The organism is Shewanella sp. M16, assembly GCF_018224605.1.
GTDB lineage: Bacteria > Pseudomonadota > Gammaproteobacteria > Enterobacterales > Shewanellaceae > Shewanella > Shewanella oncorhynchi.
This window is the reverse complement of the sequence record NZ_JAGTUL010000018.1, coordinates 59,938-78,915: the sequence shown is the minus strand read 5'-3', so window position 1 is coordinate 78,915 and position 18,978 is coordinate 59,938. Positions and strand designations below refer to the sequence as shown.

Here is an 18,978-nt window from a genome sequence, read left to right as displayed (position 1 = left end):
CCTTACGTAGCCGTACTCACAAGCAAATTTGCAGAAACTCTTCTGCCAAAAACCATCGAAACTAGAGGTTTTTATGTCTCGTAATATTATGTTAATCCCCATAGGTACCGGAGTCGGCCTGACCTCCTTAAGCCTTGGGATGGTGCGCGCACTGGAGCGCCACGGGGTTAAGGTTCAGTTCTTTAAGCCTATTTCTCAGCTTCGTCCAAACGATAATGGCCCAGAACGCTCGACCACTATTCTGAGCAAATCGCCAACAGTAAATCCCTTAGAGCCCTTCGACATGGCCCATGCCGAAGCCTTAATCCGCGCCGACCAAATCGACGTCTTAATGGAGCAAATCATTGCCCGTGCGGCCGATTGCGCTAGCAACACAGAGACCTTAATTGTCGAAGGTCTAGTACCAACGCGTAATCATCCCTTCGCCGATGATGTGAACTATGCCATCGCTAAAGCTATGGATGCCGACGTGATTTTTATTGCCACACCAGGCAGTGATACGGCTACAGGGCTAATGAATCGCCTCGAAATCGCCTATAACTCTTGGGGCGGGAAAAAGAATAAACGCTTAATTGGTGCTGTGATCAACAAGATTGGTGCCCCCGTTGACGACGAAGGTCGCGCGCGCCCTGACTTATCTGAAGTCTTTGATCACCAAGGTGTTCAACGCTCAGATGCGGCCAGCATGTTCCAACTGCCGGGTAAGAGCCCACTGCGCATTTTAGGCAGCGTGCCATACAACCTTGATCTTGTTGCACCTCGTGCGTCGGATTTAGCGAAACATTTAAGTGCACGCATTCTAAATGCTGGTGAAATGCATACCCGCCGCCTGCGTAAAGTAACCTTTTGTGCCCGCAGTATCCCGAACATGGTCACTCATATCAAGACTGACTCCTTGCTTGTAACCTCAGGCGATCGCTCAGATGTGATCGTATCAGCCTGTCTTGCGGCCATGAACGGCGTGAAAATTGGTGCCCTGTTATTAACAGGTAGCTACGAGCCAGAGCCAGAAATCCTTAAGCTGTGTGAACAGGCCTTTGAAACTGGTTTACCTGTGTTCTTGATCGACAGTAACACTTGGCAAACCTCGCTCAACATTCAACGTTTCGACCATGAAGTACCCGTCGATGACGCGGTTCGTATCGATCTGGTGCAGGATTATGTGGCCAGCCACATCGACCAAACGTGGATTGAAAGTGTCACTAAAAACTCGCCCCGTGAGCATCGCCTGTCACCACCGGCTTTCCGTTACAAACTCACGGAATTGGCGCGTGCCGCCCACAAGACTGTGGTGCTGCCAGAAGGTGATGAGCCGCGTACCATTAAAGCGGCGGCCATTTGTGCCGAACGCGGTATCGCTCGCTGTGTACTTTTAGGCAAAAAAGATGAAATCCTGCGTATCGCCGCACAGCAAGATGTGGTGCTTGGCGAAGGCGTGATCATTATCGATCCAGAAGAGGTGCGCGACCGTTACGTAGAACCTATGTTGGAACTGCGTCGCAGCAAAGGCTTAACTGAAGTCGTTGCCCGTGAACAGTTAGAAGACAACATGGTGCTCGGCACTATGATGTTGGCGCAAAACGAAGTCGACGGTATCGTTTCTGGTGCGGTTAACACCACAGCCAATACCATTCGCCCACCACTGCAATTGATCAAAACGGCACCGGGCTCAAGCTTAGTTTCATCCATCTTCTTTATGCTGATGCCAGATCAAGTGCTTGTTTACGGTGACTGTGCGATTAACCCAGATCCCAATGCTGAGCAGTTAGCAGATATCGCCATCCAATCGGCAGAATCAGCAAAAGCCTTCGGTATCGAGCCAAGAGTGGCAATGATCAGCTACTCAACTGGCAACTCTGGTACAGGTTCTGATGTGGATAAAGTGCGTGAAGCAACCCGTATTGCCAAAGAAAAACGCCCAGATCTGATTATTGATGGTCCATTGCAATACGATGCGGCGGTTATGCCAAACGTTGCCCGCTCTAAGGCACCTAATAGCCCTGTCGCTGGTCAAGCTACCGTTTTCGTGTTCCCAGACCTTAATACAGGCAACACGACTTACAAGGCCGTACAGCGAAGCGCCGATCTGATCAGTATTGGTCCTATGCTGCAAGGTATGCGCAAACCTGTGAACGACTTGTCTCGCGGCGCGTTAGTCGATGACATCGTCTACACTATCGCCCTAACGGCAATTCAAGCCGCACAAAACGACGCAGCGAAAGGCTAACAGCATTAAATCTGCATAGCGTTACGCACAAAAAAGCACTGGTTATTACCGGTGCTTTTTTATGCTCAAATTTAGCGTAAACCATACCGTTGATCGTAAGAATCGCTTAATGGATGAGTCGAAATTACAAAAGATGAAGAAAAAACGAGAAATATCGAATTATGCAGTGTGAATAAGCTCGGCAAATTGCGAAAAATATCCACAAGTAGAAGTGGAACATAATGGAAAGCAGAAAAGCGTCACTTTTTGACCAGCAAATAAAGCAAGACAATATCAGTGACTTACAAAGTATCACTGAAGTCTTCAACATAGTTTTCCACAGTTTCTGTGGATAACCTTTTTATATGACTCCTAACTATATGCCACACACATGAGGTTTGAGTCAATGCTTTTCACAATAGACAGCGAATCACGACAAGACTTGTACATTACAGCTAAAATCGCGATACTCGGAACAAATTCCAATAACTAAAACTTATGCGAACTCTATTTTTTTTCACCCTCCTGTTTCTCTTCGGTTGTGGCGATCCCTCAACGCAAGAGCAGCGCCAGTTATCACCGGAAGAAGTGAGCTTAGGCTTTTTTCAAGCGATTTATGTTGATCGTAATGTTGAACAAGCCAAGCAATACGTCGACGATCCCATTAAACAAGTGCTCACCCATTACCACATTGCCGCAGCCGTACAGCGTAATATGCTCGGCCTATCTATGACCAATGTTGAAATGGAAATTGATGATATCGATATCGACTTCTTCCGCAAATTTACCAAAGACGTCATTGTTGTGGTCAAAATGAAAGGTCTTAAAGGTGGTCAACCATGGATTGATGACAGGACCATACGCCTACACAAAATTGGGAGCCAATGGATTATCGTCGAACTTCTGCCTGAAAAGCGCAAAGTTAACGGTTAACCCCCTTTCTTGCCTGCTTTCACCGCGCATACCTTGTCATACAATCATTCTGCTTACTTTCAGCCAAAAAAATAGCAACCCTAAGGTTGCTATTTTTTGTGCTTGTTCTGTTATTTCCGACTCATAAGTACCGTCAGTTTAATCGTTATCGATTCAGCCTGGATCACTTCTTCTTCGCTTTCAGCAGGTAAAGACGTTAGTACATCGTCTTTCACTTGATAATAAGCATTTTCGTATTCATGAACTTCCATAACAACTCCTGCTTGATTGGGTAAGGTCGCAGAGGCTTGCCATTCTATGCTGACATTTTGCCTATGGGGAAAGGGATACATTCCGTGGGCGGGAGTATAACAAAGCAAAAGCCATAATTACAGAAAACTTTCAGTTTTGTATCACCAAGCATGGCATTTAAGGCTGGTTATCATTTGAATAGCTCACAATCAGTACTTCTACATGAAAGACTTTCACTTTCTACGAGGATATTGAGACCATGCTGACGCCATTTCATCATTCGCTTTATACACAAAAGCGATTAACAAAAATCGCTTACATAAAATGAATCTAGGGAATGCCATTAGATGTTCAGGGCAGGCTTTATGGTGAAATTTCCACCCTCAAACACTTAGACCAACATCAAGTCAGTAAAGTGATTGAAACCTATGGGCGATCGCAGCTATCAGAGCGATTAAGCTACTGAAGAATAAGTGCTGTGTAATAAGCGACAGTGTAGAAAGCTAAACACTCAACCTAAGCCGACAAAAAAGGCCAGTTAATACTGGCCAGTTAAGCTAAATCAGGCCTAGGCTTGAGTCGATAGGCGGTAGCGAAGCACCTTAAGTGACTTCTCTTCCGACACATCCATAAAGGCTAGCGGATTGGCTAAGCGCTCTATGTATTCGAGTGCAGGTGCTGCTTCCGCTACCTGTTGACGCAGGAAAGCGGTATCGAGTTCAGGTGCATTTAGACACAGTAATACTTCGCCATTCTCGGCAAGCAACTCAGGTAAACGCCTAATTAAACGCACATAATCCTTAGTCGCAACAAAACTGCCCTTTTGATTGCTCGGTGGATCGGCAACAACAATGTCGTAGGGACCGAGCTTTTTCAGTTTGCCCCAAGATTTAAAAATATCATGGCCTAAAAAACGGGCTCCCGCGCTAAAGCCATTCAGCAAATGGTTCTGCTTACCTATGCCTAATGCGCCTTTGCTCATGTCCATATTCACAACTTCATCGGCGCCCCCTTGTAATGCCGCGACCGAGAAACCACAGGTATAAGCGAACAAATTAAGCACCTTTTTATAACGGGCGTTTGCTCTCACCCACTCGCGGCCATTAGCCATATCGAGGAAGAGTCCGTGGTTTTGTCCGCGCATTAGGTGCACCTGAAACCGTGCGCCATTTTCGCTAACGATATGCGGCTCAGGCACTTCACCTTGCAATAATTGGGTAAACGTCTCCCCCGCACTACGGTATTGGTAGACTAAATTCAATTGGCTATCTGGCCGAATAGCTTGCCAGCGCGCTGCAATCGCCTGTTGGCAGAGAGTTAAATCCGTATCCTCCAAGGGAGTAAAGCTGGTCAGCAATAGTACGGGTGCAAACCAATCTAAACATAGGTGCTCACACCCCACGTAATGCCCACCGCGGCCGTGGAATAACCGCACCGCATCATCACCTAACTCAATTGTCGCTAGCGCTTGTATAAAACTTTGCATCTTCTACTACTTACTCTCAGTTGCACTTGTATTGGCTTCATCGCCATCGGGAATTGAATTTTCCGTGTTACTGGCCAAGAACTTATCTTCAATATCGTCCGATAATAAAATGGCTAACCAATTACCACTCTTACTCGATTCGAGGGCAATTTTAACCACCATAGTCAATGGCACTGACAGCAACATGCCCACAGAACCTAATAACCAGCCCCAGAAAATTAATGATAAAAATACCACTAAGGTCGATAACCCCAGGCCGCGCCCCATAAATTTAGGCTCAATGATATTGCCCATCACCATGTTGGCACCCACGTACAAAAGTGCAGTCCCCCCCGCAGCCGCAGGGCCAAGCTGAATAAAGGCCAACAACACCGCTGGAATGGCGGCAATGATAGAACCAATATTGGGAATGTAATTAAACAGGAAAGCAATCACCGCCCATAACATGGCGTAATCCACGCCGATGAAGGTCAACCCCACACCAACAATGATCCCAGTAGCCAAACTCACTAAGGTCTTGATCACCATGTACTGATTCACAGATTGTAAAAAACGGTCAATCTGCTTTAAGCGCATATCAGGATCGTCCAATGCCAGATGCAATTTCTTTGGCAGCGACTGAGCTTCAAACAGCATAAAGACGATAGTGAGGATGATCAGAAATAAATTCGCCATCACATTGCCGACACCCGATAGCATATTGGTGGTCATAGACAAGGCCATACCTGGGTCAAAATAGGCTAATACCTGATCCTTCGAAATCTGAATATTTAATGCCTGTAATTTATGGATAATCCACGAAAACTGCTCCACCAGCTGATCGCGATATTGGGGCAATTGTTTAGAAAACTCGTTGACAGAACTGCCAACGACTGAGGCTAACCATAGGCCCATCAACACAATAAAACCCATTAAGAGGATCACTGCCAGCCATTTAGGCACACGGAACTTTGTCATCAAACCGATTGCAGGATTACAAATCACCGCAAGAAAACTGGACAGCACAAACGGCACCACAATCGGGCTCGCCGCCTTAATCCCTGCCAAAATAATCACTACAAAGGCCATAACCGCAAAGCCACGATAAGCAGCAGAGGGCGCATTAGGTCGAGTCATTTATTAAAAATCCTTCTTGATCTTAGATAAAATTGTTAGGCTAACCCTTGAAACCACTTAACCTCAGCAACTTTAGCTTAAGATAGCCATTTGTCATTATGAAACCAGAAACCGCGATTATACGCATTAAAAACTTAAGACTTCGTACTTTTATTGGCATTAAAGAAGATGAAATCCAAAATCGCCAAGACGTGATCATTAATGTCGTGATCCATTATTGTGCCGAACGTGCCCGCAACAGTGACAATGTCGAGGATGCGCTCAATTACCGCACAATCACCAAAAAGATCATTGAACTGATTGAGAATAACCGTTTCTCATTACTCGAAAATCTCACCAGCCAAACGCTGGCCATCGCCAGTGAGCATCCTTGGGTTGAATTTGCCAGTGTCGAAATCGACAAGCCCCATGCACTACGCTTTGCCGATTCAGTCTCGATGGAGTTATGTTATCAAAAATAATCTGGCTAAAAATACTCCGACTAAGTGATCGTTGCACACCGCATTTTGGTATATATCCGCAGAGCTTAACCAATTAAGAGAGGTTCCATGAATATACTGATCACCGGCGCAAGCGGCTTTATTGGCCGCCAATTAGTCGAACGACTGGCGCCATATCATCAACTGACGTTATTAACTCGCTCAGTGCAACAAACACAAAAAGTGCTCGGCAATCAGCACCATTACCTCGAGAGTCTCGATGTGCTAAGCGACTTAAATCACATTGATGCCATCGTAAATCTTGCGGGTGAACCCATAGTCGCTAAACGTTGGAGTAAAAATCAGAAGCAACGCATTTGTGATAGTCGCTGGGATATTACGGCAAGATTAACTCAGCTAATACAACAGAGTAGCACTCCTCCTCAGATCATGGTGAGTGGTTCGGCAGTCGGTTATTACGGGCGGCACGATGATAAATTACTCGATGAGTCTAGTGGTGCCCATGTTGAGTTTAGCCATGACATCTGTCGAAAATGGGAGCAAGAAGCGCTAAATGCAACCTCAGAGCACACACGAGTCTGCATTATCCGTATTGGTATCGTGCTAGGTAAAGGTGGTGCCTTAGAGAAAATGTTACCGCCATTTAAACTCGGACTCGGTGGCCCAATTGGCCATGGACGCCAAGGTATGAGCTGGATCCATGTGCAGGATCTCATTTCCCTTATTGATTTTTTACTCACTCAACAACACTGTAAAGGCATATTTAATGCCACAGCACCCAATCCAGTGAGTAACGCTGTGTTTACAAAAGCGCTCGGAAAAGCACTTAATCGCCCAGCGTTAATCACGACCCCACCGCTTGCATTACGCTTAGCGATGGGCGAAATGTCGGAGCTGCTGACGGAAGGGCAATTTGTTTACCCCAAACATGCCCTCGAAGCGGGTTTTCAGTTTCAATTCAGTGATCTCGATAACGCCTTAACAAACGTGTTAGCCAAATAGGCTAGCACGCTAGCGCCTAAACTCAGCTTTAATATGCTGATAAAATCAGTGGCTAATGCAGGTGGCATCTTAGTACTCAAATCCGCTCAACAACCAGGTATATTGTAACGTCAATCTTGCCATTATTTTAGCAACACTAGAAAAACAAGAATGTAACATCATGATTTCTATTATGATTTAGCGACAATACGTCCATTTTCTGCTAAACTCGCCTCCATTCGGTCATAGGAGGCACGCATTAACCGCCTCAGCCTTGACCACAGATAGACTCAGCAACACCTCATAAATAGACAGTTATTTATGCTCAGGAACAGGCTATTTAATCTGCTGTTCTTGGTCTGTAGACCATAAAACGATACACACTCGCGCCTACTCGTCCTTTAAATTTTTTATCGGATTAACACTGATCTGTCCTCGACATCAAGCGCTTAACATCCAGCATTAGCAGGTACTTAATAACAAGATGGGTTACTTCTCATTGGACATTGTGCCCAATGAAACGCCCGCACTTAGACAGTTTGTAAGGAATTTTCATGCACACGACCTATATGATTGGCGAGCTAGAATCATTTTTAATTGCCATTTTCGTGCTGTTTATCGGCCACTCTATCAATCGCCATGTACGTGTCTTCAGGCAATATAATATCCCCGAACCCATAGTGGGTGGCCTAGTTGTCGCCGCGGGAGTTACATTTCTTCACTTTCAAAATATCAGTCTCGACTTCAGCCTATCACTGCAAAATACCTTAATGCTGATGTTTTTTAGCACCATTGGCCTCTCGGCAAACTACAAGCTATTGCTCAGCGGTGGTAAAAAAGTCTTCATCTTTTTAGGTGTGGCCTCAGTGTATATTGTGATTCAAAATGCCGTCGGCGTCAGTTTAGCCAGCCTATTGGGGCTCGATCCCATCATGGGACTTATCGCAGGATCAATTACCCTGTCGGGCGGCCATGGTACTGGCGTCGCTTGGTCACAAACCTTTGCTGAGCGCTACGGTATCAACACCTTAGAGTTTGCTATGGCCGCGGCAACCTTTGGTTTGATCATGGGTGGGATCATCGGTGGCCCCGTCGCACAGCGATTAATCGGTAAACATAATCTCGTTTCTCGCTATGGGGTTGGCCGCAAGCATCACAGTGAACATCCGCATTTAGTCACTTATGATCACTTAGAAGAAGACCAAGTCACCGCCAAAACCATATTAGAAACTCTGTTTGTGCTGTTGTTGTGTGTTGCAGGATCAAAATGGCTCACGCTGTGGATCAGCCAATCGGGTATTGCATGGCTAAAGATGCCCGACTTTGTATATGCTCTTTTTCTTGGCGTGCTCATCGCTAATCTCACAGAACTCACCCGCGGTTACAAACCCCATACCGAAAGTATCGATGTGATAGGGACTGTCGCGCTGTCTCTCTTCCTCTCAATGGCCTTAATGACTTTAAAGTTATGGGAAATTTTTGATTTAGCGATCCCGCTACTGGTGATTTTACTGGTACAAACCGCAGTGTTGGCCATTTTTGCCTATTTCGTGACGTTCAAAGTCATGGGCAGTAATTACGATGCTGCGGTGATCACCGGTGGCCACTGCGGCTTTGGTATGGGTGCAACCCCAACAGCGGTAATGAATATGGGCGCGCTAGTATCACGCACAGGGCCATCACCCCAAGCCTTTATGGTAGTACCTATCGTCGGTGCCTTCTTCATCGACATAGTTAACTTAATTGTCTTACAGGGCTATCTGAGCTTTATGAAGTAGTTGTTTATAACTCAATCACTTAAAAAATAGGGCGCCGACTTTGGCGCCCTATTTCATGGTTCAAAATAGTTAAGACTAGAATTCACGCATTAAGCGTTCAGGCCGAGGCAGGTAATAATCATCATAATCAAGGGAGAAAACGACTGAACTTGAACGGCCAACAATCTCATCACGGGGCACGAAGCCAATAACCCGAGAGTCTGCGCTGTTATCACGATTATCACCCAGGGCTAAATAATGCGCATCTGGCACTGTGACAGGTCCAAAATTGGCAAGCCTTGAGGGTACAGGGTTAAGGCGAATACTGTGGACCATACCAAGTAAATTTTCCTGCATTTCTGTCACATCAGCGGGAGCATAAGCACTCAATGCTTGGGATGTGTAGCTGAGCAGTTCACCGTTTAAATACAAGCGATTATCCTGCATCATCACAGTATCGCCTGGCACAGCTATTACCCGCTTAATCAGCTTTTTATCGGCCTTTTTCGAGTCAAATACCACGATATCGCCGCGAACAGGATCTGCCAGTTTGACTAATGCGATATGCGTAAATGGCACCCTAAGATCATAAGCCATCTTATTAACAAGAATGCGATCACCCTCGACGATAGCCGGCAGCATAGAACCCGATGGCACAGTATTCCAATCGGCCACAGCGCTCCTGAACACTAACATTAAACTGATAAACAGAAAAAAGGAGCGATTATCCTTAAGCAGTTTTGTTATTCCTTTGAACATAATATTCCCTCTATGGCATATATAAGCTAGTCGCTGTTCTCAGTTAGATAGACCCATTGCGTTGCACTAAGTTCTGTTGCTACCTGCTTAAGCACAGATCAATTTGTAAGCCGATGTAAAAAGCATATTCAATTCAAGTGCAGCAGAATCAACCCCATAACAAAAAAGCACTGAGCTTATGTCGCATCAGTGCTTTTAATGTTGGCTCAGCTTGTTGTCTTAATAAGCTTTATGTTTTAGCCCATCAACAGAGTTCACAAACCGCCCTAGCTCCCAGCCTTTAATAGCTCAGAGCAAGATTGGCTGAGCAATTGTCGACAACGCCAAACCCCTAGTAAGGCGACGATTAAGGCTCCAGAAACAGGGGCAATACCCCACCAAGGCCAGTGCATGTATACATTAAGTTCAAATACTTGCGTCTTAAGTAGATATAACGCAAATTCGGCCACAATTACGGCTAACACACCCGCAATACCGCCAAGTAAGGCGAACTCTAAACCCGTTGCACTGCGCAATAACCATCCTGAAGCACCAAAGGTACGTAACACCGCCAGTTCACGTTGCCGAGTTGCCATGCCAGCCTCAGTCTGTGCAATCAAGACTAAGGCACTGGCTAATAACACTAAGGCCAGCACTAAAGACAACGACAGCGACACTTGCTCAATTATCTGCCGCAACTGCCCCACCATAGCGCCAACATCTATGATCGATATGGTCGGGAATTGCTGAATAAGCGCAAGGATCACTGCATCCTTAGGCGTACCATCAGCATTCATAGTCTTATCGTTAGTCGCCTGATCATTCAGATAGAAACTCGCCATCGAAGTATAAGCAAAAGGCGCGAGCGCTTCTTGGGTGAAAATCATAAAGAAGTTCGGTTGCAGTGTTTCCCAATGCACGGCACGAATACTGGCAACTTTAACTGTGAGCTCTTGATTATCAATCACGTAAGTCAGCTTATCGCCAAGACCAATACCTAAACGCTCCGCCACGCCAGACTCCACCGACACTTCATCAGCGGCTTGATTAAAATGCCCCTCTAACAATTCGTTGTTAGCAGGCAGTGTATTGCGCCACGTTAGATTTAACTCGCGCGAAATGCCCACTCTCCCCTTTTCACCCGCTTCGGACTGTTCATTCGAAATCAGTGCTTCACCATTAATTTGGGTTAACCGGCCACGGATCACCGGATAAATGTCCGTCGCCACTATCCCCTTAGTAGTCATGAAATCATTCAAGGGCTTTGCATCATCAGGCGCAATATTGACAAGGAAATAATTAGGCGCATTTTCGGGCAACTGTTTTTGCCATTCGTTAAGTAAATCTTGTCTTAGCGCCAAAATCGTCAATAACAGTACCAGTGCAGCGCTAAAGCCAACCAATTGCACCGCATTTTGCCGCGCACGACGCCTTAGCCCCGCCAGCGCTAATTGCAAAGGATTGGTAGTCTTCATACCAACACTGTGTCCTGCTCGTATCATCACAAATCCAAGCAGACTTAATAGCACAGCCAGCAATAGCACAGCCGCGACCACAGTCAGAGTCAAAGTCCAACTTTGGGAATACAAATAGCCCAGTAGCGCCATAGCCCCTAGACTCAGTAGCAAATGCAGCCACATACCAAGCTGTAAGCCTTCTAACTGGCGCTGCAACACCCGCAGTGGCGGAATAGCCAGTAAACGCATCAATGGATAAGCCGAAAACATAAAGGCGCTGATGAGCCCAGTGCTGATACCGAGTAATAATGGCCGTGTGAGTGGCGGTGAATAGGCCGCAATTTCGGGTGGCAATAGATAACTGATCCCAAAATCGAGTAACCCTCCCCCAATTAGACCTAGACCAATTCCCAGTAGCGTTACCAACAATAAATGAGTACCAAACAACAGGCGAATTTGCTTTGCCGAGGCGCCAAAGGTTTTCAGCATGGCAACCACATCGTAATGGCGCTGACAATAACGCTGGGCGGCAATACCTATCGCCGCGCAGGCCAATGCAATGCCCATCAAACTTGCCAGCAGTAAGAAGCGCTCCGCTCGCTTAACCGCTCCCGCAATCGGTGAATCACCGGATTGCACATCGACCCAACGTTGGGTGCTATTCAAAAGCGGTTTAACACTTTGCTCAAAGGCCGTAAGCGAGGCTTCATCGCCAGCAAATTGATACAGATAGGTCACGCGGCTGCCTGGTTGAATAACACCTGTTTTGGCGACATCCTCCATCCGCATCAATACCACCGGCGATGAAGCAAAAGGATTAAAACCTGCGTCGGGTAAGCGGCTGATCTCATTGCTGAGCACAAATTCGCTGTTACCTAGTTCGATGGATTTGGGATAACCCAAAAGTCCGCCTAAGCGAGTCTCAAACCAGATTTCGCCCGCTTGAGGTAACGCCTTGGTTTTACCGCTGGTGAGTTCAATATCGCCCTTAAGCGGGTAACCCGACTCTACGGCGCGTACTGTGACTAACTGAAACTTATCTCCCGAATAGACCATGGAATTAAATTGCATGTTAGTCACATGCTTAAGCCCAAGCGCTTCGGCTTTGGATAAAATCGCCGCATCAATTTTAACCGGCGAATCGATAATACGGTCGGCAGCAATAAACTGTGAAGCTTGACCACTAATTGCCACTTGCAGACGTTCACTCACCCGCGCCAAGCCACTCACAGACAAAACCGCGAGCGTAATAGCGAGGATAATCAATAACAATTGTCCCTGCTGTAACTCGCGTTTAAACAGGCGCCATGCCAGACTTAACTCCATTATTAAGCCTCCTTAACATCGGCTAGCGGTTCTGTTTGAGTGATATCTTCCTGTAAATGGCCGTTATCCATCACCAATTGACGCTCACACCGCTTGGCCAGCAGCAGATCATGGGTAACAAGGACTAAAGTTGTATGGCTTTCTTGATTAAGCTCAAACAACATATCGGCAATCTTATGGCCGTTGACGCTATCTAAATTGCCTGTTGGTTCATCGGCAAACAAAACTGTAGGTTCACAGATAAAAGCGCGGGCAATTGCCACCCTTTGCTGTTCGCCACCCGAAAGCTGTTTGGGTAAATGGGTCAAGCGATGGGATAAACCAACCCGCACCAACATGGCCTGCGCTTTTTCCTTGGCATTGCTCACGCCTGCAAGCTCGGCGGGTAACATGACGTTCTCGAGCGCAGTTAAGGTATCAACTAACATAAAGGATTGAAAAATAAAGCTGACCTTCTGTTTACGCAGTGCAGCTTTTTGCTCTTCATTCAGTGGTGATAATGCCACACCATCGAGCCAAATCTCCCCCGACGTAGGCGTATCAAGCGCCGCAAGCAATCCCAATAAGGTGGATTTGCCTGAACCTGATGGGCCGAGAATAGCCACACTCTCACCTTGCTTGACATCTAAGTTAATGCCCTTGAGGATAGTGAGCGTTCCTTCCTGAGTAATCACTGATTTTTCGAGGTTAACAACATTAATGGCACTGTTTTTTAAGATGACGTTAGACATAGGATCCTTCTTATATAAATCGTTCTGGTATCAATCGCTAAGATTAAAATCAATGGCGAAGACCCTAGGGGCATTCATCCTACTGAGTGTACTCATGGTCACGCCCGCTCACGCGGCAAAGATACTGATCCTCGGCGATAGCTTAGGCGCTAGCTACGGCATGGCAGAACAGTCAGGCTGGGTAGCACTACTGCAAAAAAATCTGCCCGAACATCAGTTTACCAATGGCTCAGTGAGCGGCGAAACCACAGCGGGCGGCCTACGCCGATTACCCGCCTTGCTCGATTCTGTTGCTCCCGATCTTGTGGTCGTTGAGCTAGGAGGTAATGATGGTTTACGTGGATTCCCCCCAACGCAACTCGAAAATAATCTAATCCAAATCATTACCCTAGCCAAAGATAGCGGCGCAAAAGTGCTGCTGACCGAGATCATGGTACCGCCTAACTATGGCCCTCGCTATACCCAAAAGTTCACCCAAGTGTATCAAGACATATCTAAAACCCAGGATATAGTGTTGATCCCCTTCTTTATGCAGGATATCGCGCCCCATCCAGAATTAATGCAAAGGGATGGCATTCATCCCAACGAAAAGGCACAAGCTCAGATTGCGGCTTGGATGCAACCATGGATAGAAAATGCGTTAACCCAATAAAATAGCTGCTATTTTAAGCTAACGAACCGCTTACTTAGCTAAACTCATACTCAACGGATAAAAACGTGTTCTAACGCAAGATTAACCCTATAGATAAACAGTAAAATTCGTGTTAGCAAATGGTTAACTCAAACAAGGAGTCAATATGTCCCTTAGCCATCAGCAAAAAGTGTACATACCCAAGGAAGCCCGTACAAATCAATACATCACAGCCGAAATCAAGGTGACGGATGAGCTACTCAATCAATATCCCGATTATCAAAGCTGTTATCAAACGTTAAGCCGTTTGATATTTAATTTGGCAGAACAACACGATCTCCGTAATGTTCACGTGATCACTAACGATAAACTGCCAGTAGTGCGTTACCATACCGAAGCATATTGCTTCCAAACCACTGAACAAATTCTATTTTTTTATAACCCAGCCTACCACGAAGCCCAAAACTTATTCTCGCAAGAAAACTATCGCGCCCGTAAACTGCGCATTGTGTTTCTCGCCACAGGTGACGATATTCGCAGTAATTCCGCCAGTTTCCATATCAAGGTGCGTGAGTTACTCACTGAATTAATGCCCTTAATGCCAATAAGCGATCTTAAGGTTAAGGTCCGAGACCATCAGCATTTATCCTATGATCTGTTCGCAAAAGCTAAGGGCTATAAAGAAACCTATGGTTATAAACTGCGCGCCATCGGCCCAAGATATAAAGCCAGAAAATGTGAGTTACCAGAAAACGTTAGCTCTCTTACCTATGTGACGGTGAGCTTGCCGCTGAGTCGCAAACTCAAACAGGGTTTATTACCTGACTCAGCCACTGACTTTACGCCTTTATATCAGCATCTTGAAGACTGCTTCCTCAAAGCGGCAGCTAATAGACAACTGACACGCCTTGCTATGATAGCGAACGGCTTAACACCACTTGTGCGTAACAGTAAGTTTGAAAAGCTCGACAGCAAAGCCGAAGTACAAATGATAGGGTTCGATCCTAATGCGACTGAGCAACAAGTTATCCGTCGTTGGGATGCCGATAACTTAGTCGAAGCCGCGCACTTTACCATAGTGGCAGGTACTAAGGACTGTGACGATTCGGGTTTCGGTCGTTTTATGAACAATGTTGAAACGGCTCTGAAGGCCTTCGCAGCCGACATAGGTGTCGATCCGGAGCGTGAAGATCTCATCGTACGTTTCCATCAACATATCAGCTATCAAATCTAACCCACTTCGGTATTAGCCGCGAAAGCTCAGCAAATGAAAACGCCTGCAAATGCAGGCGTTTTTACTTTTATTCACCAATAGACAGAATTACATAGGACGATTTTTTTCTATGAGGCGATTGAAAATAGCGTTCACAGACAAAGAAGCACCGTGGGCAATTTTATCGGCGAGTTTCTTTCTCACCTGATAACGTATCTTGTACACAGTACGCTCTGTGGCGAGTGACATTATCACATCATCGCTGGTCGAAATCGCATCAACTAAACCTAATTCAATGGCTTGCTGACCGTACCAATGCTCGCCAGTGGCGACTTTCACTAAATCCAACTCAGGGCGATACTTACCAACAAACGCTTTAAATAAGACGTGGGTTTCTTCGAGTTCTTCTTGAAACTTCTGTCTTCCCTCATCGGAGTTTTCACCAAATACTGTCAAGGTGCGCTTAAAATTACCGGCCGTATGTTGCTCATAATCAATTTCATGCTTTTTCAGCAGGCGATTAAAGTTAGGCAGTTGAGCGACAACACCAATTGAACCGACAATGGCAAAAGGCGCAGCATAAATTTTATTCGCAACACAGGCCATCATATAACCGCCACTGGCAGCCACTTTATCAACACAGACAGTCAATGTAATATCAGCTTGACGTAAGCGATCTAACTGGCTGGAGGCTAAACCATAACCATGCACCATACCACCGCCACTCTCAACATTAACAACCACTTCATCGCCTTTTTCTGCGATAGCGATAATTGCACTGATTTCTTCACGCAGTGATGCGACCTCAGCGGCATCGATACTGCCCTTAAAATCAATCACGAACACTTTGCCCGTGCAGGCTTCATCTGCGGCCTTGTCTTTTGCCTTTTCGTCAGCTTTTAATTGCTTTTCATAGGCTTTGAATTGTTTCTTTGACAGAAGTTCTTCTTTTAAGCCATGCTTAAGTTCTTCTAACTCTTCAGACAAGTTAGTGATCCTCAGCTCGCCCTTATCTGACTTGTGTTTTACAGTGGAAGCCAACACCACAATAATAACGGCAACGATTGCGACCACTATTGTGATGGCTTTCGCCAAAAACATTCCATACTCGTATAAAAATTCCAAAGTGTTCTCCGTTAGGGCGTTACATCATTCAGTCAATTGCGCGCTATTCTAACAGCCTAAAGGCCCATAAAAAAACCCAGCAAAGGCTGGGTTTTTCCGATTAAGGCAAGATTAGTTAGGACAAGTCGCAATGACCTCACTGTTTGTCACTAAAATCGTCGCATCGCCCTTACCTGCAGTAGCTGCATAGGTTGCCACTTGAGTCTGCATTTCAACCGTGGCAGCCGCGGCCATACCATCCGTTGATTCCTTTTCTTTAGGATCAACAATCGAACTGTGGTGACCTTTAGCGAAGCGCACAACACCATGACCTTTGCTCGTGCTATCGGCACAAGGTAGCCCGATGGCAGCGATCAGCGGCTCAGTGCCCGATAATGGGAAGTTATCGACGCGATTAGGCAGCACTTGATCTGCTAAGTTACCGTTACCATCACCCGCCACTTCAATTAAGTGCACAGGTAAGCCTGTCGCTTTTAACATAGCAGCATGGTTAACAGGATCTGCAGAATCTACCGCTGTTTGAACCGCAAAGGCAAACGTCGGAATAAATTGGGCATATACCCCCTGCACCAGTGCCGCATATTCAGGGCTACCAGGCTCATAACCTGCTGTATTAGCCGCATCGACCTGTGCTTGGAAAGTTGCAGATGCCGTAATATTACTAAACAGTACTGGGCCAAAGGTTGCAGAACCTGCGAATGATCCTGCTAATCCACCTGCTGGCGCAACTAAGGATACAGCATTGATAGCATAAGCATTTTGCAAGGCATCGCCGGTTGCTGGATTCTTCATGCCTGTGCTGGCATAGGTCGCAAAATCGGTGCCCACAATGGCGCCTAAACTCAGACCTTGAGCACTGATTTTAGTCACATCAAATACTTGCGGCTGACCTGCTTGTGCTAAGCCCTGTGCTAAGCCCGTAAGGGCAAGACGCACCCCTAAATGGTCCATCGTCGCTTGGCGGAAGTTATCTCGCACCGACAAGGTGCTAGAAATATTCACAAACACCAACGGGTTACCATTTTTAAAGGCGTCCGGTTTACCGACAACTGCACCGAAGGCAGGATCTGTCGCAGAGACTTCATAAATCCCATCACCGTTAGCATCAAATGAACGCGCACCGTGAAGTGGCATATCAATAGCAACAGTTGCAACCCCCATTGCCGCATACGTGCCGGCATAGGCCAATGACATTTCTTTACCGCCACCTAAACCATGAAGGGCAATTGTTGTTGGCCAACCAGATGTAGGAGGAATAAACTCACGACCTTGCTGTTGATAAAAAGCAGCCAATTTCGTTGCATTGGGCATAGAAATCAGTACAGATACTGTTTCATAACCTTTGATTGCTGGAATAGGATTGAATTTAGTCAGATGTTTGGTTTTATCAACTGCCGTACCATCGTCTAAAACCCATGTTTTACCCGCCATTAACGAGGGATTGGCTAAAGCATCAGCAGGGTTGGCAATACCATTAGCCACCGCTTGCATACCAAAATTATTCTGGCTGAGTGTGCCCGCTTGCAGTGCTAGTAGCACAGAGACAGGGCTATCACCTTGTGCTTTCCAATGACCATTAATTAATGGTTTACCTTCAGCGGATAAACAACCAACTGAAGAACAATCACCGTAAATAGGCAGTTTAATTTTTGCCGTATACACATCAGCCAAGTTTGCGGCAACATAGGCAGCTCCAGCAGCTGGTGTTAAGCCCGCCACTTGAGCCACAGTCAATCCAGTCGGTGTTGGCATCTGGGCAAAGCTTGGTGCATAGGGAGCACCCTTCGCCATCAGCAATTTGGTGGTTTCATAGACGTTAGCAACAGACTGAGTGGTAAATAAGCCAGAGTAACTGATGGTTAAAGGATCGACCTTATGGGCCGCAGCAATCCCTTTCTCATAACTGTTCACTAAGGTTTGCAGCATCAATTGATCTGGCGTTTCTAAAGGTAACGTATTGATATCCAGCTTCAACAAACCATAGGTCGTTGAAGGAGCGATACCTCGACCTTCAGAATCTTGAATAAGATTCGTTGTCGCATAAATATAAGATTGCCCGGCTTTGAGTGGCTTAAGCGGAATTATCACCACTTTTTTGCCCGAAGCGGTTGATATAAAGTCAACGCCAAACTGCAACTCAGCGCCCACTTTACAGGCTGAAACTGACGGTTTAGCCTTACATTCGGGATCAGATGATAATGCGCCGCCTACTGTGGCTTCAAACATTCTGACAGCACCCGGTTGCGCAACCGATGCCGCCATTAAGGTTAGCGGTGTACCGTCATGTTTTTTCGCCAAATCGATATCAATAGAAATCGGTGATGTTGTCGACCACCCATCTAACGCCCCAAGCGCTATTTGTGGATCAACATAATTGCCCGAGCTTTCACCCGGAATTGATAATGTGCCATCTTTGGTGCCACTGAACAGCAAATCATTCGGTAATGGAACTTTTGAATTAGCAGGGTCGAACACCATGTGCGATTCAGGGATGAGCACTTCTGTCTTATCCTTGAGTTCATTAAAACTGTCCTCACCACATCCTGTGAGGCCCAGTGCAGATGCAATCGCAACACCCAAAATGAGTCTTTTCATCTTTTTTCCCCA

General features: G+C 46.2%; 16 protein-coding genes. 8 read left to right on the top strand and 8 right to left on the bottom strand.

Annotated features, from left to right (window positions below; all coding sequences use genetic code 11):
- Positions 1-73 precede the first annotated feature (73 nt).
- Positions 74-2,227 (top strand): phosphate acetyltransferase, encoded by a 2,154-nt coding sequence (pta, locus tag KFE26_RS13420; RefSeq protein WP_028760976.1) that lies wholly within the window; start codon positions 74-76, stop codon positions 2,225-2,227.
- Between the two features lie 477 nt (positions 2,228-2,704).
- Entirely contained in the window at positions 2,705-3,139 is a 435-nt protein-coding gene (locus tag KFE26_RS13415; protein WP_212600700.1) for a hypothetical protein, read from the top strand.
- A gap of 110 nt (positions 3,140-3,249) precedes the next feature.
- Here the strand turns inward: KFE26_RS13415 and KFE26_RS13410 are convergent, their stop codons facing one another.
- The gene (locus KFE26_RS13410; protein ID WP_212600715.1) at positions 3,250-3,471 is read right to left on the bottom strand and encodes a hypothetical protein; all 222 of its coding nucleotides are present in this window, start codon (positions 3,469-3,471) and stop codon (positions 3,250-3,252) included.
- A gap of 236 nt (positions 3,472-3,707) precedes the next feature.
- Between KFE26_RS13410 and KFE26_RS24195 the strand changes: the two genes are divergently transcribed.
- Positions 3,708-3,836 (top strand): hypothetical protein, encoded by a 129-nt coding sequence (locus tag KFE26_RS24195; protein WP_263146341.1) that lies wholly within the window; start codon positions 3,708-3,710, stop codon positions 3,834-3,836.
- 102 nt (positions 3,837-3,938) lie between these two features.
- On the opposite strand, the gene KFE26_RS13405 is transcribed toward KFE26_RS24195, so the two are convergent.
- Together KFE26_RS13405 and KFE26_RS13400 are read right to left on the bottom strand one after the other, a co-directional pair.
- Complete coding sequence (locus KFE26_RS13405; RefSeq protein WP_131523541.1) at positions 3,939-4,856, bottom strand: class I SAM-dependent methyltransferase; 918 nt, start codon at positions 4,854-4,856, stop codon at positions 3,939-3,941.
- 6 nt (positions 4,857-4,862) lie between these two features.
- Positions 4,863-5,972, bottom strand: a complete 1,110-nt coding sequence (locus tag KFE26_RS13400) for an AI-2E family transporter (protein ID WP_212600699.1) — start codon at positions 5,970-5,972, stop codon at positions 4,863-4,865.
- 98 nt (positions 5,973-6,070) lie between these two features.
- Here KFE26_RS13400 and folX point away from each other — a divergent pair, with 98 nt between their 5' ends.
- The 3 genes from folX to gltS all read left to right on the top strand — a co-directional run bounded on the left by folX (position 6,071) and on the right by gltS (position 9,171).
- Positions 6,071-6,433: a dihydroneopterin triphosphate 2'-epimerase gene (gene folX / locus KFE26_RS13395; RefSeq protein WP_006082167.1), complete on the top strand. Its 363-nt coding sequence runs from the start codon at positions 6,071-6,073 to the stop codon at positions 6,431-6,433.
- Between the two features lie 87 nt (positions 6,434-6,520).
- Positions 6,521-7,414: a TIGR01777 family oxidoreductase gene (locus KFE26_RS13390; protein ID WP_212600698.1), complete on the top strand. Its 894-nt coding sequence runs from the start codon at positions 6,521-6,523 to the stop codon at positions 7,412-7,414.
- Between the two features lie 533 nt (positions 7,415-7,947).
- On the top strand, positions 7,948-9,171 hold the full coding sequence (gene gltS, locus KFE26_RS13385) for a sodium/glutamate symporter (protein WP_113940752.1): 1,224 nt from the start codon (positions 7,948-7,950) through the stop codon (positions 9,169-9,171).
- Positions 9,172-9,246: 75 nt separating this feature from the next.
- Here the strand turns inward: gltS and lepB are convergent, their stop codons facing one another.
- The 3 genes from lepB to KFE26_RS13370 form a co-directional block, all read right to left on the bottom strand.
- Positions 9,247-9,909 carry a signal peptidase I gene (lepB, locus tag KFE26_RS13380; RefSeq protein WP_212600697.1) on the bottom strand — a complete coding sequence of 221 codons (663 nt, stop codon included), beginning with the start codon at positions 9,907-9,909 and terminating at the stop codon, positions 9,247-9,249.
- A gap of 266 nt (positions 9,910-10,175) precedes the next feature.
- The gene (locus KFE26_RS13375; protein WP_212600696.1) at positions 10,176-12,671 is read right to left on the bottom strand and encodes an ABC transporter permease; all 2,496 of its coding nucleotides are present in this window, start codon (positions 12,669-12,671) and stop codon (positions 10,176-10,178) included.
- Positions 12,672-12,673: 2 nt separating this feature from the next.
- A complete protein-coding gene (locus KFE26_RS13370; protein WP_212600695.1) occupies positions 12,674-13,402 on the bottom strand; it encodes an ABC transporter ATP-binding protein in 729 nt (242 codons plus the stop codon).
- Between the two features lie 52 nt (positions 13,403-13,454).
- On the opposite strand from KFE26_RS13370, the gene KFE26_RS13365 reads away from it, so the two are divergent.
- Positions 13,455-14,054, top strand: a complete 600-nt coding sequence (locus tag KFE26_RS13365) for an arylesterase (RefSeq protein ID WP_028760985.1) — start codon at positions 13,455-13,457, stop codon at positions 14,052-14,054.
- Positions 14,055-14,199: 145 nt separating this feature from the next.
- A complete protein-coding gene (locus tag KFE26_RS13360) occupies positions 14,200-15,267 on the top strand; it encodes a DUF3083 family protein (protein ID WP_028760986.1) in 1,068 nt (355 codons plus the stop codon).
- Between the two features lie 87 nt (positions 15,268-15,354).
- Here KFE26_RS13360 and sohB read toward each other — a convergent pair whose 3' ends face one another.
- Together sohB and KFE26_RS13350 are read right to left on the bottom strand one after the other, a co-directional pair.
- Entirely contained in the window at positions 15,355-16,371 is a 1,017-nt protein-coding gene (gene sohB, locus KFE26_RS13355) for a protease SohB (RefSeq protein ID WP_212600694.1), read from the bottom strand.
- Between the two features lie 111 nt (positions 16,372-16,482).
- Positions 16,483-18,966: a VolA/Pla-1 family phospholipase gene (locus KFE26_RS13350; RefSeq protein ID WP_212600693.1), complete on the bottom strand. Its 2,484-nt coding sequence runs from the start codon at positions 18,964-18,966 to the stop codon at positions 16,483-16,485.
- Between the last annotated feature and the right edge of the window lie 12 nt (positions 18,967-18,978).